This window comes from Novosphingobium sp. SG919, assembly GCF_012932495.1.
Taxonomy (GTDB): domain Bacteria; phylum Pseudomonadota; class Alphaproteobacteria; order Sphingomonadales; family Sphingomonadaceae; genus Novosphingobium; species Novosphingobium rhizosphaerae.
Genome location: NZ_JABCNG010000005.1, coordinates 194,518 through 212,917, shown reverse-complemented (window position 1 = coordinate 212,917; position 18,400 = coordinate 194,518). Strand labels below are relative to the sequence as shown.

Here is an 18,400-nt window from a genome sequence, read left to right as displayed (position 1 = left end):
TTCCACAGGTCCCCATCGCCCAGATAGTCTGGATTTATCGCGCCTAGGCGGCGCTGCGCGATCGACGATCAAGATCGATTTCTCGTTCCCGTCGGATTTGAACTTCAGCCGCGAGAGCGCGGAGCCCTGGGTCGACCCGTAGAGATCGAGCTCGTGTGCGCCCACCAGTTTGCAGGCCTTTGGCACGGGCCTGGCGGAGCGGAAGGTCCCCGCCGGCAGAGTCCCTCGCGCGCTATGCGATCGAGCGCACCGCTTGATGCCCCGCGCCCGGTTCGGGCGCGGGGCGGTCCGCTCAGTCGGCAGGGTTCCAGATGATCGCGAAGGCGTCCTCGTCGTCCTGCCCGGCGGCGCGGCCGAGGTTGGCGTAGAGTCGGCGCGGACCGAATTCGGGGGCGGCGAGCGACAGCGATACATAGTCGCGGCCAGACATCTCGCCGCGCCGGATCCATCCGGCCCCGACCTCGACACAGGCCGCGTGTGATTTTCATCGCTTGCGGCCGGGTTGCAGCGGCACAACGGACGGGGCACGTTTTCAGGGCTGCGCCACGGTTATTGCGTTCCCGAATGGCTAGGCGGCGTGGACAAATTCCACAGCGCCACGGCTGGAGGCAAAAACCGCCAGTTCAAGGAGGCGAGGTGAAGCAATAGTGGGCCTATTGCTAGCCGAGCCGACGTGGAAATGGCGGTTTTTGGTCCAGCCCCGCAGGGGTTGCCCTGTAAAAGGCCCTGGCAGCGTTGCTCTGCCTTGAAAGAGGCCCACTCTTCCTGCGGCTTCGCGCCTCGCCAGGGCCTTTTACAGGGCAACCGTGGCGTTGTGGAATTTGTCCACGCCGCCTAGCGCGATCAGCAATTTCTGACCACTTGGAGATCTTCCAGGTTCGGCGTGTGAACATCTCCTCCCGACGAAGGCCGCCCTTTGCACAAGAACCAAATACTTTCGCTGACACTAAAGCCGATCTAATGTCGGGCCGCTGATGTAATCCCAGTTTCACATTGCGGATGCGTGAAGCAAGGAGGAGGCGTGCCATGGACTATTCCATCGATTATGTTCGGAAGCATCTGCCACCCGAGGACCCGCCGCTCGAGCGAGTGCCGCGCGATGTTGTAAACGAGATTGCGCGGTGGCGTGATGTGATCAAGGATGGCGATGTCGAACTGACCGCGAGGGCGACTCGTTGGACCTATGCGGTGTTCGCCGAGCTTGACCTTGGTCGCTTCCTGTTCGAGCGGGACTTTCCGCTCTTCTGGCCGTCCGTTGCGCTGTCCTCGAGTCCTTTCGAAGCTGTGTCGTTCGGGCTGTTCGACGAGAAGAGCGAGGCAGCGGGCCTCGGCATAATCATCGATGTGCCGGGAATGCGAGACCGCAGGTTTGAAATCGTCGATTACCTTCTGTTCCCGCGCCTCAACAACCAGAAGTTCCCGCTCGCTATCCGTTACTCCGAACTCGACCTACACGTTGCGCACCCGCAGGGCGCGACCAGTGCTTGCTGGGCCAAATGCAATCGGAACAGCTCTGTCTGGGGTGTGCTGACGGCGGGGCACGCGGTCTCGACCCGAACCGGTGGATCGGTGCCCATGGTGACGGGGGGATCCGCGAGCGTGGCCAGGACCTACTATCAACCGGTCGATGCGGCGTTCGTGAAGACTGCCGCGCCGACCGGGGCGACCTATCAACTCGGCGTTTTGTCCTTCCCGGCGATGACCATGACGGTGACAGTGCATTGCCAGGGCGGCAGCACAACGCGCACGATCGTCGATGTGACCACCAATTGCGGCGTCACCCACACGCGCAAGATTGGGATTCGCTTCTGCATCGACCGTCCGGCGAGCCCGGGAGATTCCGGCGCGTTGGTGACCGTCGCCAACGGCGATGCGGTCGGCATCTACACTGGCGACATGAAGGTGCCGGGACCACCACCTGGCGTGCGCGGCCACGCCCAGAATTTCGAGCAAGCAGTTTACGCGCTCGACGTCACCCCTTACCTTTGAGGAGCAGGCCGATGGCCGATGAATCGCGAGAAGACTGGGAACTCTCGATCTTTGTTCCGGAGGACACGACTGCAATCGAAGTCACGCCTGATGACGCGGTTGGCGAACATTCGCTGCGAGATTTGCTCTCTGGCGCCAAGCGGGTCACGCGGGTCGGCGCGGTCGAGATCCAGGCGCAATGGGTGCGGACCGTCGATGCGTTGATGAAGTTGAGCTCGACTATCGCCAATCGCTCGAAGGAATGGACGATCGATGAGATCGAGGTCGGATTGACGCTCAGCGCCAAAGGCGAGTTGCTGTTCATCGCCGAGGCTGGAGCCGAGGCCAGCATCAAGTTCACGCTAAAGCGTCGATCGGATGCAGGTGCAGCGGCAAACCCGCCGGCGGCCTTGCCGTAGGGCAACTGATCGCGGCGTTCGGGAACATTCCTTCGTGAGGTAGCCCGAACCGGCCATCGTAATTGTCGCCGCGCAGCCTGGCGCATTTCGTAAGGCGCCGATACCCGCTTCGCTGGGCAGAGCACCATGTGAATGCAGAAGGTCGCCGCATGAACGGCGGCTTTTCTGAAACCGGCCATTCGCTGTTGGCCTCCTGAATGACGGGAATGTCCAACGACGCGGCGTTCGCCGCAGGAAAACCGACCAAAGCCGGCCATGCGAGCGATTTCCTCTGAACGTCTCCTTCGAACATGAGCTGCCGTTTGAATGCACCGCCCAGGAGGACCGGGCGGTGCGTTCGATCACGCTTGGGCGGCGAAAGTGCGGGCTACGTCAGCGGCGCTTATGCCCTCTAGCGCGAGCCCGTAGCCGGTCCCTTCATCGATCAGCCGTCGGAGCGTCTGGGTCAGCGCGATGCGGGTGTAGCGGCCGGTGAGCGGCGGCAGCGCGGCGATGCCGTCGGCGATCTCATGGGCGCGGGCGAGCAGGCGATCGGCAGGCACGATCTCGTTCACGACGCCGTAGTCCTTCGCCGTTTCGGCATCGAGCACCTGCCGGGTCAGCAGGAAGTAGCGGCCGCGCACCGATCCGATCACGTGTGGCCACAGGACGTGTACGCCGTCGCCCGGGACGATGCCGAGCTCGAAATGCGGCTTGTCCTGGAACACGGTCTGGGGCGTGGCGAGGATGATGTCGGTAAGCAGCGCATATTCGCTGTGGAGGAGCACCGGCCCATTCAGCGCGGTGATCATTGGCACCTCGATGTCGAGGATGTTCGACAGCACCTTGCGGCCCTCGCGCAGTATCTTGTCGTAGCCTTGGGGCGTAAAGAAGTCGAAACCGTCGGCGTCGATCGTGTCCATGAAGGCATCCCCCGAGCCCGTCAGGATCACCGCGCGGTTCTCGCGGTCCTCACCGATCTGGTGGAACAGTTCGACGAACTGCTCATGCGTGTGACCGTTAAACACGAGCTTGCCGCCGTCGGTGTGCAGCGCCACTTCGAGCACGCCATTGTCCTTGCGGGTGAGGTGGGCGTTGGGGAATGCGTCGCGATAGGTCTCGAACTTTGCCATGATGCTGATCCTCTTGGGTAGACCGCCCGGAAGCGGCGGCGTGAGCATCAGCTAGGCGGTTCAAGGCCGCGACGGACGATAGTGCAGGGCGATAAGGCTTATGCCTTGCCGGAATAGCTGCCCGTTATTGCCGCTTCCACAAAGCTCGCGAACTGGCGTGCCTTGGCACTCGCCATCCTCCCGGCCGGGAACACGGCCCAAAGATCGATCGGCGGAAGCGCCCAGTCGGTGAGCACTCGTTTGACCGCGCCGCTCGCCAGTTCGGGCACGAACATCCAGTCCGAGCCGATCGTCAGGCCGATGTCGGCCAAGACCGCAGCGCGCAATCCCTCCGCCGCGCTTACCCGCACACGGCCGCGCACCGTAACCGATGCAACCGTCCCCTCCCGCGTGAACGACCACGTGTTCGACAGCTGACTGTAGATGATCGTCTCGTGCTCGGCGAGATCGGCGGGGGTGCGCGGTTCTCCGGCGCGCGCGAGGTAGCTGGGTGTGGCGAACACGGAGCGACCGCCCGTCGCCAGCCTGCGGGCGACTGCGGCGGAATCCGGCAGCGACCCCATACGAAGCGAGATGTCGATGCCCTCCGCGACCAGATCGATGACGCGATCGTCCAGGATCACGTCGATCTCCAGTTCGGGATGGTGTTCGAGGAAGTGTGGCAGCAGCGGTATGATGTGAAGCCGCGCAAAGGTTGTCGCCGCTGAAACGCGCAGGCACCCTGACAATCCGGCGCCGGCACCGCGCGCGGCAAGCTCGGCTTCGTCCGCCTCCTGAAGGGCGGCCTTGGCACGCTCGTAGAAGCGTTGGCCGGCCTCGGTCGGCGTCAATCCGTGAGTGGAGCGGATCAACAGGCTGACCTGAAGCCTGCCTTCGAGCTGCGCGATCGTCTTGGAGACGGCGGGCTGGCCGACGTTGAGCTGGCGTGCGGCAGCCGAGAACGACCCGGTTTCCACCACTCGGACAAGAGTCAACATTGCCTGATACCGGTCCATGCCATTCCTCCTTGGAATGAGCGTTATCGCTCAGGCCCTGCTGCCGTGTCGAGCGGGATAGAGGCATTTGTCTTTCACGCCTTCGGATGGGCCGAAGCGATGGGAGCGCCAGAACATGATGACGTGGCTGATGCGGGCTGCTGCGGGGTCGTCCGTGCTCGACAGCCTCCTCGTCTTTCAGATCACCGGCAGCCCGGTTCCGGCGCTCCTCGCGCTGGCGGCACCCATCCTGCACTCCCGTCTGCCTCTCAAGGAAAATGATCATGTTTGACGTCTACGCCTTCGCCACGCCCAACAGCATCAAGGTACCGATCGCGCTTGAAGAGCTGGGCCTCGATTATGCCCTCCACACCGTCAACGTACGCAAGGGCGAACAGAAGGCTTCCGACTTCCTGACGCTCAACCCGAACGCCAAGGTGCCGGTGCTGGTCGACCCCGACGCGGAGAACGGACGGTTCGTCCTGACCGAGTCCGCCGCCATCCTCGTCTATCTCGCCGAGAAGACCGGTCGCCTGCTGCCCACCTCGGGTGAGGGCCGGGCGCGTGTCTTCGAGCAGCTTTTCTTCCACGCCTCGGCTCTCAGCCCTGCCTTCGGTCAGTCCGGCTTCTTCCAGCGCTTTGCCACCGAGCCGCAGCCGATCGCCATCGAGCGCTTTTCGAGCGAAGCCAGGCGCACGGTCGCCGTTGTCGATGGCCTGCTGGCCAAGCACCGCTTCGTTGCCGGGGACGCATTCACGATCGCCGACATCGCCCATTTCGGCTGGCTGTGGCGCCGCGAATTCGCCGGCGTCGGGCTCGACGACACGCCCAATGTCGCCCGCTGGTACACCGAAATCGAGGCTCGCCCCGCGGTTCTGCGCGCCATCGCCCGGGTGAATGCACTGATCCCTGCCGCTTGAGCGCCAGTCTAGGAGTAATCGTCATGTCCAAGTTGTTCACGCCGGTTGCGGCCGGTGCGCTCTCCCTCGACCACCGCGTCGTCATGGCTCCGCTTACGCGGATGCGGTCCGATCCGGGTGATCGGCCGAACGCGCTGATGCGCGACTATTACGCGCAGCGGGCCTCGCGCGGTGGCCTCATCATCTCGGAAGCGACCCCGATTTCGCGCCAGGGCTATGGTTATGCCGGCGCACCTGGCATCTACGATGACGCGCAGATCGCGGGTTGGCGGGCGATCACCGATGCCGTGCATGAGCGGGGCGGCCAGATCGTCATGCAGCTCTGGCATGTCGGGCGCCAGTCGCATCCAGACATCCAGCCTGATGGCGAGGCTCCGGTCGCGCCATCGGCTATCGCGGCAGAGGGCTATGGCTATGCCGCACATGGGCCGGTGCCTTTTACGATGCCACGTGCCCTGGAGCGCGCCGAGATTCCCGGCATCATCGCCGAATTCGGTGCAGGCGCCGCGCGTGCCAGGGCCGCCGGATTCGACGGCGTCGAGATCCACGGTGCCAACGGCTATCTGCCCGACCAGTTTCTGCAGGACGGCACCAACAAGCGCACCGACGATTATGGCGGGCCGATCGAGAACCGGGCACGCTTTCTGCTCGAGGTCACCCAGGCCGCGATCGCCGCTTTCGGCGCCGATCGGGTCGGCGTGCGCCTGAGCCCGAGCGGCACTTATGGTTCGATGTCGGACAGCGATCCCCAGGCGACCTTCGGTTACGTGGCAGGCAAGCTCGACGAGCTGGGCATCGCCTATCTTCATGTGGTCGAACCCCGTATCAAGGGAACCGAGCTGATCGCGGCGAGCGAGCCGATCGCGGTGCGTCACCTCCGCCAGCTCTTTCGCGGCTCGATCATTGCCGCTGGCGGGTTCGACCGCGTGGGCGCCGAAGCCGTCCTCGACAGTGGCGACGCCGATGCGGTGGCATTCGGTCGGGCCTTCATCGCCAACCCGGATCTGCCCGAACGGCTCCGCCTCGGCCGGCCGCTCACGCCTTATGACCGGGCGACCTTCTACGGCGGCGATGCGCGCGGTTACACCGATTACCCGTTTTACGCCCACGCCGCCTGAACGCCATTTCGCGGCGGAATGGGGCGATAGTCCGCTTGCGCGACTGCCAGTCCGGGCGGGACCAGCCCACCTCTCCCCTGCTACCCGATACACGGAGACCTGACATGACCCTTCAAGCCAAACTCGACGCCTTCAAGACCGATTTTGAAGCGGGCAAGCCGCCCTACAATGTTCCGCCGGCCGTCATCGAAACGATGCACCGCGCAACCGCTGAATTGATCGCTAGTGGCGCCACTACCCGCGTGCTCAAGGCCGGCGACAAGGCGCCATCGTTCACGCTGAGCGACCCGGACGGCAATTCCGTCTCGTCAGAGAACCTCCTCGCCAAAGGGCCGCTTGTGGTGAGCTTCTACCGCGGGGTTTGGTGCCCTTATTGCAACATGGAGCTACAGGCGCTCCAGGCGGCGCTTCCCGAGTTCGAGAAACTTGGCGCCAGCCTGGTCGCCATCTCGCCCCAGACTGCGGTGAACAGTCGCAAATCGGTCCGCCAGAACCAACTCGGCTTTCCGATCCTGTCTGACGCGCACAACGACGTCGCGGCCGCCTTCGGCCTACGCTTCGAGCTGCCCGACTATCTGGTCGACCTCTATAAGGGCCTGAAGAACGACTTGCCGGCGTTCAACGGTGACCCGAGCTGGACGCTGCCGATGCCCGGTCGCTTCGTCATCGCCCGGGATGGCGTGATCCTCTACGCCGAGGTGAACCCGGACTATACCCGCCTCCCCGAGCCCGAGGACATGCTCCCGGCGCTGCGTCGCGCCGCGACCGTCTCTGCCTGAACATCGACCCCGGCTGCTGTTTGCGGCCGGGGCCTTTCTTGACGAGGTGCCTGATGTCTCGAACCTTCCTCATCACCGGCGCCAGCAAAGGCATCGGCCTGGCGCTCGCGCATTGGCTGACACGCGACGGGCATCAGGTCGTCGGTCTTGCACGCCATACTGTGCCAGACTTTCCTGGCGTGCTTCTGCCTGTCGACCTCGCCGACGCACAGGCGACCGATGACGCGCTGATGGATCTTACGGCCCGCTTTCGCTTCGACGGCGTGATCAACAATGTCGGCCTCGTCCGGCCGCAACGGCTCGGCGCGGTGGAACTGCCCGCGCTGGACGAGGTCATGCGTGTCAATCTTCATCCGGCGCTTCAAACCGTTCAGGCGCTACTTCCGGGCATGGCCGAGCGACGCTGGGGACGGATCATCAACATTTCCAGCCTCACCGTCCTCGGCTCGGTCGAGCGCACTGCCTATGCCGCGGCGAAGGCTGCGCTGGTCAGCTTCAGCCGATCCTGGGCGCTGGAACTGGCGACCACCGGTATCACCGTCAATGCGGTGTCGCCCGGTCCGACCGAGACTGAACTCTTTCGCGCCAACAACCCGCCCGGCAGCGATGGCGAGCGCCGCTACTTGTCCGGCGTGCCGATGGGCCGCTTCGGCCAGCCCGACGAGATTGCCGCCGCGATCGCCTTCCTCTTGTCCGAGAGGGCCGGCTTCATCACCGGCCAAACCCTGCACGTCGATGGCGGAGCCTCGATCGGCAAAGCTGCCTTCTGACGGCGACACCCAATATGGATATCGAAAATATGACCGATCAAACTGTCCTCGTCGTTGGCGCTTCCCGCGGGCTGGGCTTTGCTCTCGCTGCCGAATGGCTCGACCGCGGCTGGCACGTCATTGCAACGGCACGCGGCAGGTCGGACGGACTGGCCGCACTCGCGGAGCGCCATGACGACAGGTTAGAGATTGAGACAGTCGACATCAACGACGCTGACGGCGTGCGGGCCTTGCGCAATCGGTTGGACGGCCGTCGTCTGGACGTCCTCTTCATCAACGCGGGCATTGCTCGCGCGATCGAGGAGAGCCCCGCAACTGCAAGTGAGCGCGATTTCCTGGACATGATGCTGACCAACGCCTTCTCGCCTGTACGCGCGGCCGAGATGCTACGCGACGTGGTATCCGAAGGAGGGACGATTGCGATCATGACATCCGAACTCGGCAGCATTGCGAACGCCAACGGGGGCTGGCAACTCTACTCGTCCAGCAAAGCCGCGCTCAACATGCTCATGAAGGGCTATGCTGCGAAAAACGCTGCCGACGGGCACACGCTGCTGCTCGTCGCGCCGGGCTGGGTTCGGACTGAAATGGGCGGCAGCGAAGCGACCCTTTCGATCGAGGAAAGCATCCCTCTTGTCGTTGATATGATCGCAGCAAGTCGCGGCAAGCCGGGTTTGCGCTATGTTGACCGCTTCGATGAAGAACTGCCTTGGTGAGCGTTGCATAGCTCGCCGCTCGGAAAAGCAGCGCGGAGGCGCAACCGCGCTGCGGGCGCACATACCGGTTGAGTAAACGCTGGCCGTTGGGTCCCGACGGGACATGCCGTTCGGCAGATCACTCGGAAACGGCAAAGCGCGTCCCAAGCGCCCGTGTCCGGCTCTCTATCGGAAACGGGCGCCGAAGAGTTCCGATCTCGGTGTTTTCGGCGTGGGCAAACAGGGGCTTGGCGGAGCGGGAGGGATTCGAACCCTCGATACGCTTTTGACGTATACTCACTTTCCAGGCGAGCGCCTTCGACCACTCGGCCACCGCTCCGCGTGCACTGGAAGGCGCGCACTAGCGGGCTGTGTGGGGTTGCGCAAGGGCGGTTTGGCGATCACAACAGCAAAATGTGGATACGCCCCGTTGCCGCGCTTGCGCTGGTTGTTGCCGCCCCCGGTTTTGCACAGGGACAGGCTGCTGCGCCTGTTGCCGCGCCCAGTTCGGCGCCCAGCCCCGCGCAGATCGTCGCGGCGGCGCCGGCTGCGGATTGGGTGGCGATCGCGGCCGATCAACTGCTGGTGATGGATCTGGCACCGGGCCGGGATCGCGCCGCGCGGCGGGTGGTGATCCAGCTTTTGCCCGCGCCCTGGTCGCAAGGCTGGGTGGGCAATATCCGCAAGCTGGCCGCCGCGCATTGGTGGGATGGCACGGCAATCAACCGCGTGCAGGACGGCTATGTGGTGCAATGGGGTGATCCCTTTGCCGAGGACAAGGCGCGCGCGCGGGCTTTGCCAGCGGGGCTGCAAAGCGTGCCACAGAGTGGCTACACCTTGGCGGCCGGTGCTGCGCCGGGGTTGGAAGGGCCTCGCCTGACCGATGGCATCTATGCAGCGTCGGGCCGGTTCTACCAGGGCTGGCCGATCGCGGCGGGGCCGGGCGCATCGCCGGAAACCTGGCCGGTGCATTGCTATGGCACGGTCGGCGTAGGGCGCGACATGCCGCCCGACAGCGGCACGGGGGCTGAACTCTATGCGGTGATTGGCGATGCGCCGCGCCAGCTCGATCGCAATATCGCGGTGGTGGGGCGGGTGATTTCCGGCATGGAGTGGCTGTCCAGCCTGCCGCGTGGCAAAGGCGAGATGGGCTTCTATCGCCAGGCAAAAGAGCGCACGCCGATCGTGCGCGTGCGCCTGGGCAGCGAGGTGCCGGGCCTGCCGACGTGGCAATACCTGTCCACCAGCAGCGACAGCTTTGCCCGCTATGTCGATGCCCGCGCCAACCGGCGCGATCCGTTCTACATTCGCCCGGCAGGCCGGGTGGACATCTGCAACGCGCCGGTGCCGATCCGCCCCAAGCCGTGACGCCGCCGTTGTTCATCATGCATCCGTTCGGGCAGCACGGCTGATTGCCGGCCAAGGGAGCCCCACCATGACCGATATTGCCGCCATCCTGCCCGACTTGGTTGCCCTGCGCCGCGACATTCACCAGCATCCCGAGCTTGGCTTTTGCGAACATCGCACCGCGGCGCGCATCGCCGAGGAACTGCGCGCCTTGGGCCTGGCCGTGCACGAGGGCATCGGCGGCACCGGCCTGGTGGGCGTGCTCAAGGGGACGCGGCCGGGCACGCGCACGGTGGGCCTGCGCGCCGACATGGACGCGCTGCCGATTACCGAGCAGACCAATCTGCCCTGGGCCAGCCGCACGCCTGGCACGTTCCACGGCTGCGGGCATGATGGCCATGTCGCCATGCTGCTGGGCGCGGCGCGGGTGCTGGCGGCCGAACCCGATTTTGCCGGCACCGTCCATTTCATCTTCCAGCCGGCCGAAGAAGGGCAGGGCGGGGCGCGGGCGATGATCGAGGAAGGACTGTTCGAACGGTTCCCCTGCGATCGCGTCTATGCCCTGCACAACTGGCCGGGGCTGCCCGCGGGCACCATCGCCACCCGGCCCGGCGCAATCATGGGCGCGGCTGACAAGTTTCGCGTGGTGATCACGGGCAAGGGCGGGCATGCCGCCATCCCGCAGGATACCCCTGATGCGATTCTGGCCGCAGCGGCCCTCGTGCAACAGCTCAACACCATCGTGTCACGCGCGGTGCCCCCTGTGCAGGCAGCGGTGCTCTCGGTCACCGAAATCCACGGCGGCGAAGCGCATAACGTGATCCCATCCGATGTCGTGGTGGGGGGCACCGTGCGCACGTTCGATCCGCAGGTGCAGGCGCGGATCGAGGCGCGCATCCAGGCCATTGCGGCAGGTATCGCCACGGCGTTCGAAGTGCGGTGCGACCTTGCCTATGATCGCTATTACCCGGCCACGATCAACGATCCGGCCGCTGCCGCCGATGCCCTGGCCGTAGCCGCCACGGTGGCCAATGCCGAACTGGCGCCCGAACCGGCTGCCACTTCGGAAGACTTTTCGTTCATGCTGCAACAGCGGCCCGGCGCCTATATTTGGCTGGGCCAGGGCGTGGGCGACCATCCCGCGCCGCTGCACAATCCGCACTACGATTTCAACGACGCCGTGCTCGAAACCGGCATTCGCCTGCACTGCGCGCTGGCCCGCCACTGGCTGGCCTGAGAGCCTGAGCCGAAAGTCCTGCGGGCCGGTTTGGCGGGTCTTTTGCGCCACGACAGCGTCGGCCGTTCGCTTACCCTTCGGCGCAATACCGGCGCATCTGCGCCACCAGATGGGCAAAGACCGCGTCGATGCGCGGCGCATGGCGCAAGTCTTCGTGCGTCACCACCCAGGCATCGAGATGGGCCACGGTGATCTGCGGGAACACGCGCACCAGGTCTTGCCGGCCCACCGGCACCTGGATCACGCCGATCCCCAGGCCGGCGGCCACGGCGGCGCGCTGGGTCGGGTGGCTGTCGGTGCGTATGGCAAAGCGCACCGGCCGGCCGACGAATTCGGCCAGGCGGCCGGCCAGGGCCAGGTCTGCGCTGGCGCGATCCGGGCCGATCAGGCGGTGATCGACAAGTTCGGCCGGGCTGGCGGGCAGGCCATGGGCCGCGACATAGGCAGGCGCCGCAAACAGGCCCAGCGCGATCTGCCCGACATGCTGCGCGCGCAGGGCACCTTGGCTCGGGCGGACCATGCGGATGGCGATGTCGGCTTCCTGGTGCAGCAGGTCTGCCGACTGGTTGCTGAGCGCCAGTTCGATATCGAGCGCGTGATGGCGTGCCAGCAAGGGTTCCAGCATCGCAGGCAGCACGGCAATCCCGATGAAATCAGCCACGCTCAGCCGCACGGTTCCGGCAATCTCCCCCGGCGCCCCGCTGGCGGCGCGGTGAAAAGCCTGGGCGGCATGGGCCATCTGCCGCGCCGGTTCGGCCAAGGCCAGGGCTTGGGCCGTGGGCACCATTCCCCCCGCGGCGCGAATGAACAGCGGCTGGCCCAGCGACCTTTCCAGGGCATCGATGCGAAAGCGCACGGTCGGCTGCGCCAACCCCAGCGCGCGCGCCGCCGCCGACAGGCTGCCCGTATCGATCACGGCCAGGAACGCCTGGTGACTGTCCCAATCGAGTGTGCGCATGTTCATTGAAAAATGATGAGCCGCTTGCAGCTTCCTGTCAATTTTCGATATGCCATGCAGCGCCTAGGTCTGGGCCTTCGACAATGAAGGATCATGACCATGACCAAGACCATCCTGATTTTGGGCGCCACCGGCGGCATCGGCGGCGCGGTTGCGCGCACGATGCTGGCGCGGGGCTGGGCGGTGCGGGCGCTGGTGCGCGATACCGGCCGGGCGGCAGCCCAGTGGGGGGAGGGGGCGGCGCCGCAATGGCTTGAGGGCGATGCGCTGCGCGCCGACGATGTGATGGCCGCAGCGCAAGGCGCGGCGGCGCTGCTCCACGGCGTCAACCCGCCGGGCTATCGCAACTGGGAAACCCTGGTTCTGCCAATGCTCGATGCCAGCCTTGCAGCGGCACGGCGCCACGGCGCGCGCCTGCTCTTGCCCGGTACGATCTACAACTATGATGCGGCGGCAACCCCGGTGATCGACGCTGCCACGCCGCAGCATCCGCGCGGCCGCAAGGGCGCGATCCGTGTGGAAATGGAACGCCGCCTGGCCGCCGCCGCGCCCGAAGTGAGCAGCATCGTCCTGCGGGCGGGGGATTTCTTTGGGCCCGGTGCTGCTCAAAGCTGGTTTTCCCAGGCGCTGGCCCAGCCGCCCTACCGCGTGATCACCCAGCCGGGCCGCGCCGGCATTGGCCATACCTGGGCCTATCTGCCCGATCTGGCCGAAACCTTTGCCCGCCTGCTGGAATTGCCCGAAGGGAAACTGGCCGCGGCCGAACGCCTGCAATTCGGCGGGTTTTGGGACCACGATGGCCGCCAGATGGCCCAGCACGTGCGGGCTGCACTGGCGCAGCCCGACCTTGCCGAGCGGGCGTTTCCTTGGTGGCTCATGCGGATGGCCGCGCCGCTGGGTGGCTTCCCGCGCGACGTGGCCGAAGTGGCGCAGTTCTGGCGCCACCCCGTGCGGCTGGACAATGCACGGCTGGTTGCGCTGTTGGGCAAGGAGCCCGCGACGCCCATCGCCCAGGCGATAGGCGCCAGCCTTTCCGCGCCGGCCTGATGCGCGTGGGGGGCGAGCGCCGCGCCACAGGATTTGGCGATGTGCGAAGACCTTAGCACGCTTGGCACCATGGAACGATGCCCGCCGGCAATCGTTAAGGCCCGTGATTTCCCCATAGCGAAAGGGCGCATCGTGATTGGCAAGATCGTATCTGCAGTGATCGGCAAGAAGATCGCCGAACGTACCCCCGGGCTGAGCGAAGGCGGTGGCGCGCTGCTGGGCGTGGCTGCGGCCACGGCGCTGCGCCGTCTGGGCCCGATGGGCATGGTGGCTGCGGCAACCGGCGGCTGGCTGGTGAAGCGCCACCTGGCCAAGCGGCAGGCCCGCCAACAGCAGGCTTACTGATTTCCTGGGCCGCGCGTGCCGGTTGCACGCGCGGCCAATAACTGAACGAAACCGTTTCATTTTTCGTTCGCATCTCCGGGCAGGGCGCATCGGTGCCCGGTCCGTGTGTCCGCTTGCGCGCTGCGCAGGGCGGCGCCAATGGCACAAGGACCCATTCCCATGGCACGCAAGCCCCAGACTCCGTCGACCCCCGCCGAACATTCGCCTGCGCTGGACAACGCCCTGCGTGATCACCAGCCCGGCGCAGGCCGGGCCGATTACGCGACAGAGCCCGGCAATGCGGGCGAAACGCACCAGAACGTGCAGCAGGGCGAGCCGGGCGCCTACCTCACCGACAATTTCGGCCATCGCCTGGCGGACAACCAGAACAGCCTGAAGGCCGGAGAGCGTGGGCCTGCGCTGCTGGAAGACTTCATCCTGCGCGAAAAGATCTTCCATTTCGATCACGAGCGCATTCCCGAGCGCATCGTTCACGCGCGCGGATCGGGCGCGCATGGCGTGTTCGAAGTGACCAAGGCGATTCCTGAACTGACCAAGGCCGGCCTGTTCCAGGAAGCGGGCAAGACCTGCCCGGTGTTCGTGCGCTTTTCCACCGTGGCCGGCGGCGCCGGATCGGTGGACACCCCGCGCGACGTGCGCGGCTTTGCCGTGAAGTTCTATACCGAGGAAGGCAACTGGGACTTGGTGGGCAACAACATCCCGGTGTTCTTCATCCAGGATGCGATCAAGTTTCCCGACCTCATCCACTCGGTGAAGATGGAAGCCGATCGCGGCTATCCCCAGGCTGCCAGCGCGCATGACACGTTCTGGGATTTCGTCGGGCTGATGCCCGAATCCATCCACATGATCATGTGGGCGATGAGCGACCGCGCCATTCCGCGCACGTTGCGCACGATGGAGGGCTTTGGCGTCCACACCTTCCGCCTGGTCAATGCCAAGGGCGAAGGCCACTTCGTCAAGTTCCACTGGAAGCCGGTGCAGGGCCTGGAATCGCTGATCTGGGACGAGGCGGTGAAGATTGCCGGGGCCGATCCCGATTTCCATCGCCGCGACTTGTTCGAAGCGATCGAGCGCGGCGCGTTCCCGGCCTGGGACCTGGGCGTGCAGGTGTTCGACGAGGCCTTCGCGGCCAAGCAACCCTATGACGTGCTCGACGCGACCAAGCTGGTGCCCGAGGAAGACGTGCCGGTGCAGATCGTGGGCCGCATGACGCTCAACCGCAACGTGGACAATTTCTTTGCCGAGACCGAGCAGGTTGCGTTCCTGCCATCGAACGTTTTGCCGGGCATCGATTTTTCCAACGATCCACTGCTCCAGGGCCGGCTGTTCTCGTACCTCGACACGCAGAAATCGCGCCTCGGCACGACCAATTTCCACCAGATCCCGGTCAACGCGCCCAAGTGCCCGTTCCACAACATGCAGCGCGATGGCCTGATGCAGACGCTGGTGCCGACCGGCCGCGCCAATTACGAGCCCAACTCACTCAACGAAGCGGGTGAGGACAGCGGCCCGCGTGCCAGCCCCGAAACCGGCTTCACCTCGTTCCGCGAAAACGGCGAACGCAACGATCCCACGGAAAAGGTGCGGGTCCGCGCCGAGCTGTTTGCCGATCACTATAGCCAGGCTGCGCTGTTCTTCCATTCGCAGACGCAAAGCGAGCAGGCGCACATCGCCTCGGCGCTGGTGTTCGAACTGTCGAAGGTGAGCCTCGACCATGTGCGCGCACGCGTGCTGTCGCGGTTGCGCAATGTGGACGAGACACTGGCGCAGCGCGTGGCCGATGGCCTGGCGGTGGACCTGCCGGAAAAGGCCCCTGCGGCCCGCAAGCCGGTGGCGATGAAGCCGTCCGACGCGCTGTCGATCCAGAAGCAGGCCAAGAACACCTTCGAAGGCCGCAAGGTGGGCATCCTGTTTGCCGAAGGTTCGGACAAGGCAACGATCGACACGCTCAAGCAAGGGATCGAGAAGGCCGGCGGCGCCGTGGTCCTGGTGGCGCCCAAGGTTGGCGGCATCGCGGTCAAGGGCGGCACGCTCAAGGCGGATGGCCAGCTGGACGGTACGCCCTCGGTCATGTTCGATGCCGTGGCATCGGTGTTGATGCCCGAAGCAGCGGCCAAGCTGGCGCAGCAGGGTGCGGCGGTGCAGTGGTTCATGGACGCCTATGGCCATTGCAAGACCATTGCCCATTGTCCCGGCACGCAAGTTATCCTCGACAAGGCCGGGGTGGAGAAGGACGAAGGCGTGGTGCCCAACGAAGACCTGCTCAAGGTGGGCCCGGTGCGCCATTTCGCCCGCGAGCCCAAGGTGCGCGCGCTGGCGTGATGCCGGGCCCGTCCGCTGCATGAATTCCGTCACCCCGGATCAAGTCCGGGGTGACGAACGTATAGCATAAGCCGAACCATACAGGACACGCCGACAATGACCCAGCGCCAGACCCCGGAAGCAGAGGCACAAGCGATCAAGGTGCCCGAAGCGGCCGGGGGATGGGGATCGCTGGAGGGCATTGTCGCGACCGAGCTATCCCAAGCCGCCGGGCCAGGCGCGCTGGACACGTTGCGCCATCTCAACAAGCCCGACGGCACGGCCTGCACTTCTTGTGCCTGGATCAAGCCGCCCAATCCGGCGGCTTTCGAGTTTTGCGAGAACGGCGCGAAGGCGACGCTGTGGGACCTGACCAGCGCGCGCTGCACCCCGGCGTTCTTTGACCAGCACACGGTCAGCGAACTGTGGGGCTTGAGCGCCAACGAACTGGAGCGCGAAGGCCGGCTGACCGAGCCGCTTCGCTATGACCCTGCCAGCGATCGCTATGTCCGCGCCACCTGGGACGAGGCATTTGCCGCGATCGGCAGCCGGCTGAAGCAGACGCCGCCAGACGCCATGACATTCTATGCCAGCGGCAAGGCAGCGCTCGAACCGAGCTATCTGTTTGCCGCTTTCGCGCGGATGCTGGGGCACAACAACCTGCCCGACAGCTCGAACATGTGCCACGAGACCACGTCGGTGGGGCTCAAGAAAGTGATCGGTTCGCCGGTCGGCACCTGCCAGTTGGAAGACCTGGAGCAGTGCGACGCGATCTTTTACTTGGGCCAGAACCCCGGCACAAATTCCCCGCGCATCCTGCATCCCTTGCAGCAGGCGGTGAAGCGCGGTTGCAAGATCGTGACGTTCAACCCGCTCAAAGAAGCCGGGCTGGTCGAGTTCATCAACCCGCAAAGCCCGGTCGAAATGCTCACCGGCAAGGCGACGCGGTTGAGCCATCTCTACCTGCAAGTTCGCCCCGGCGGTGACATCGCCGCGCTGATGGGCGTGTGCAAGCATGTGCTGGCGCGCGCCGAGCGCGAGGAAGGGCTGCTGGACCAAGATTTTATTGCGCAACATTCGCATGGTTTCGAGGCGTTCCGCGCCAAAGTGGAGGCGACCGGCTGGGACGCGCTGGAGGCGGCAAGCGGCGTGACGCGGGCCGAGATGGAAGCGGCGGGCGACGTCTATGCCGATGCCAAGGCGGTGATCGGCATCTATGGCATGGGCCTGACGCAACAGGTGCATGGCAGCGAGGCGATTGGCCTGCTCGTCAACCTGCTGTTGCTGCGCGGCAATATCGGCCGGCCGGGGGCGGGTTGTTCGCCCATTCGCGGCCATTCCAACGTGCAAGGCCAGCGCACCGTGGGCATCACCGAAAAGGTTTCGCTCGCCCCGGTGGAAAAGTACCGCGAAGTGCTGGGCCTGGAAACACCGCAGGAAGATGGCCACAACACCGCCAAATTCCTGGAGGCGCTGCTGGCGGGCAAGAACCGTGTCTACCTGGGCCTGGGCGGCAACCTGGCCATGGCGGTGCCCGACCACGGGCCCGTGCACGCAGCCTGGCGGGAGATGGACCTGACGGTGCACATCGCCACGCGCCTCAACCACACGCACCTGCTGCCGGGCAAGGAAAGCTGGATCCTGCCCTGCCTGGTGCGCTCGGAAGAGGATATCCAGGAAAGCGGCAACCAGTTCGTCAGCATCGAGGACAGCTTCAGCCACATCTACAGCTCGATGGGCCGGCGCAAGCCGGCGAGCGCGCATGTGATGAGCGAGACGGCAATCCTGTGCGAACTGGCCAAGGCCACCCTGCCGTTCCACCCGCGCTGGCTGTGGGACGAATGGCGCGCCGATTACACGCGCATCCGCGAATTGATCGCGCAGACCTTTCCCAAGGAATTTGCCGAGATGGACCGCCGGATGCACGAGCCGGGCGGCTTTTTCCGGGGCAACGACGCGCGCCGCCGTGTGTGGCACACGCAGAGCGGCAAGGCGGAATTCACCGATCCCAGCGTGCTCAATGCAGGGCCACAGGATGAAGCGGCCGATACGCTGCGCCTTGTCACGCTGCGGTCCAACGACCAGTTCAACACCACGGTCTATGGCATGAATGACCGGCTGCGCGGTCTTTCGGGCGAGCGCACCATCGCATTGATGGCGCCGGGCGAGATTGCCCGGCTGGGCCTGGCCGAAGGGCAGCGGATCACGCTGGTGACGGCCACCGACACGGCCACGCGCCGCGCGGTGGGCGGCCTGAAAGTCGTGCCCTATGACCTGCCGGCTGGCACGGTGGCGGGCTATTTCCCCGAACTCAACGCGCTGGTGCCTCTCGGCTTGCGGGAAAAGCTGTCTGACACGCCGGCGTCAAAGGGGGTGCCGGTCAGGGTCGAGGCCTGACCGGCGGGCTTTC

17 protein-coding genes, 1 tRNA gene and 1 pseudogene are annotated in these 18,400 nt (G+C 65.4%); 14 read left to right on the top strand and 5 right to left on the bottom strand.

The genetic code is table 11. The features are described 5' to 3' along the window. Nucleotides 1-292 precede the first annotated feature (292 nt). Nucleotides 293-566: pseudogene (locus FHT19_RS24470) on the bottom strand (DUF736 family protein). A gap of 460 nt (nt 567-1,026) precedes the next feature. Here FHT19_RS24470 and FHT19_RS18900 point away from each other — a divergent pair. Together FHT19_RS18900 and FHT19_RS18895 are read left to right on the top strand one after the other, a co-directional pair. After that, a complete protein-coding gene (locus tag FHT19_RS18900) occupies nt 1,027-1,989 on the top strand; it encodes a hypothetical protein (protein WP_169476343.1) in 963 nt (320 codons plus the stop codon). An 11-nt stretch (nt 1,990-2,000) separates the two neighbouring features. After that, nucleotides 2,001-2,387 carry a hypothetical protein gene (locus tag FHT19_RS18895; RefSeq protein ID WP_169476342.1) on the top strand — a complete coding sequence of 129 codons (387 nt, stop codon included), beginning with the start codon at nt 2,001-2,003 and terminating at the stop codon, nt 2,385-2,387. Nucleotides 2,388-2,728: 341 nt separating this feature from the next. Here the strand turns inward: FHT19_RS18895 and FHT19_RS18890 are convergent, their stop codons facing one another. Both FHT19_RS18890 and FHT19_RS18885 read right to left on the bottom strand, forming a co-directional pair. Beyond that, nucleotides 2,729-3,499 (bottom strand): enoyl-CoA hydratase/isomerase family protein, encoded by a 771-nt coding sequence (locus FHT19_RS18890; RefSeq protein ID WP_169476341.1) that lies wholly within the window; start codon nt 3,497-3,499, stop codon nt 2,729-2,731. A 98-nt stretch (nt 3,500-3,597) separates the two neighbouring features. Next, nucleotides 3,598-4,494: a LysR family transcriptional regulator gene (locus tag FHT19_RS18885; protein ID WP_168557676.1), complete on the bottom strand. Its 897-nt coding sequence runs from the start codon at nt 4,492-4,494 to the stop codon at nt 3,598-3,600. Nucleotides 4,495-4,609: 115 nt separating this feature from the next. Here FHT19_RS18885 and FHT19_RS18880 point away from each other — a divergent pair, with 115 nt between their 5' ends. The 6 genes from FHT19_RS18880 (at nt 4,610) to FHT19_RS18855 (ending at nt 8,776) form a co-directional block, all read left to right on the top strand. Beyond that, entirely contained in the window at nt 4,610-4,765 is a 156-nt protein-coding gene (locus FHT19_RS18880) for a hypothetical protein (RefSeq protein ID WP_169476340.1), read from the top strand. Continuing rightward, nucleotides 4,758-5,393, top strand: coding sequence for a glutathione S-transferase N-terminal domain-containing protein (locus FHT19_RS18875; RefSeq protein WP_169476339.1), 636 nt, complete (start codon nt 4,758-4,760; stop codon nt 5,391-5,393). Before FHT19_RS18880 ends, FHT19_RS18875 begins: the two co-directional genes overlap by 8 nt. Nucleotides 5,394-5,416: 23 nt before the next feature. Then, a complete protein-coding gene (locus FHT19_RS18870; protein ID WP_169476338.1) occupies nt 5,417-6,511 on the top strand; it encodes an alkene reductase in 1,095 nt (364 codons plus the stop codon). Between the two features lie 104 nt (nt 6,512-6,615). Continuing rightward, entirely contained in the window at nt 6,616-7,290 is a 675-nt protein-coding gene (locus FHT19_RS18865; protein WP_169476337.1) for a peroxiredoxin-like family protein, read from the top strand. Nucleotides 7,291-7,343: 53 nt separating this feature from the next. Next, complete coding sequence (locus FHT19_RS18860; RefSeq protein WP_210425784.1) at nt 7,344-8,060, top strand: SDR family oxidoreductase; 717 nt, start codon at nt 7,344-7,346, stop codon at nt 8,058-8,060. A 29-nt stretch (nt 8,061-8,089) separates the two neighbouring features. Further along, entirely contained in the window at nt 8,090-8,776 is a 687-nt protein-coding gene (locus FHT19_RS18855) for an SDR family NAD(P)-dependent oxidoreductase (protein ID WP_169476336.1), read from the top strand. A 228-nt stretch (nt 8,777-9,004) separates the two neighbouring features. Here the strand turns inward: FHT19_RS18855 and FHT19_RS18850 are convergent. Next, a tRNA-Ser gene (locus FHT19_RS18850) sits at nt 9,005-9,095 on the bottom strand. 74 nt (nt 9,096-9,169) lie between these two features. On the opposite strand from FHT19_RS18850, the gene FHT19_RS18845 reads away from it, so the two are divergent. Further along, entirely contained in the window at nt 9,170-10,123 is a 954-nt protein-coding gene (locus tag FHT19_RS18845; RefSeq protein ID WP_169476335.1) for a peptidylprolyl isomerase, read from the top strand. A 67-nt stretch (nt 10,124-10,190) separates the two neighbouring features. Further along, nucleotides 10,191-11,339 carry a M20 aminoacylase family protein gene (locus tag FHT19_RS18840; RefSeq protein ID WP_169476334.1) on the top strand — a complete coding sequence of 383 codons (1,149 nt, stop codon included), beginning with the start codon at nt 10,191-10,193 and terminating at the stop codon, nt 11,337-11,339. 70 nt (nt 11,340-11,409) lie between these two features. Here FHT19_RS18840 and FHT19_RS18835 read toward each other — a convergent pair whose 3' ends face one another. Further along, a complete protein-coding gene (locus tag FHT19_RS18835) occupies nt 11,410-12,303 on the bottom strand; it encodes a LysR family transcriptional regulator (RefSeq protein ID WP_169476333.1) in 894 nt (297 codons plus the stop codon). Nucleotides 12,304-12,396: 93 nt separating this feature from the next. Between FHT19_RS18835 and FHT19_RS18830 the strand changes: the two genes are divergently transcribed. The 4 genes from FHT19_RS18830 (at nt 12,397) to FHT19_RS18815 (ending at nt 18,387) form a co-directional block, all read left to right on the top strand. Next, nucleotides 12,397-13,344, top strand: a complete 948-nt coding sequence (locus FHT19_RS18830; protein ID WP_169476332.1) for an NAD(P)H-binding protein — start codon at nt 12,397-12,399, stop codon at nt 13,342-13,344. Between the two features lie 132 nt (nt 13,345-13,476). Next, entirely contained in the window at nt 13,477-13,689 is a 213-nt protein-coding gene (locus FHT19_RS18825; RefSeq protein WP_168557685.1) for a hypothetical protein, read from the top strand. 159 nt (nt 13,690-13,848) lie between these two features. After that, entirely contained in the window at nt 13,849-16,011 is a 2,163-nt protein-coding gene (locus tag FHT19_RS18820; protein ID WP_169476331.1) for a catalase, read from the top strand. A gap of 96 nt (nt 16,012-16,107) precedes the next feature. Continuing rightward, entirely contained in the window at nt 16,108-18,387 is a 2,280-nt protein-coding gene (locus FHT19_RS18815) for an FdhF/YdeP family oxidoreductase (RefSeq protein WP_169476330.1), read from the top strand. Nucleotides 18,388-18,400: the final 13 nt, after the last annotated feature.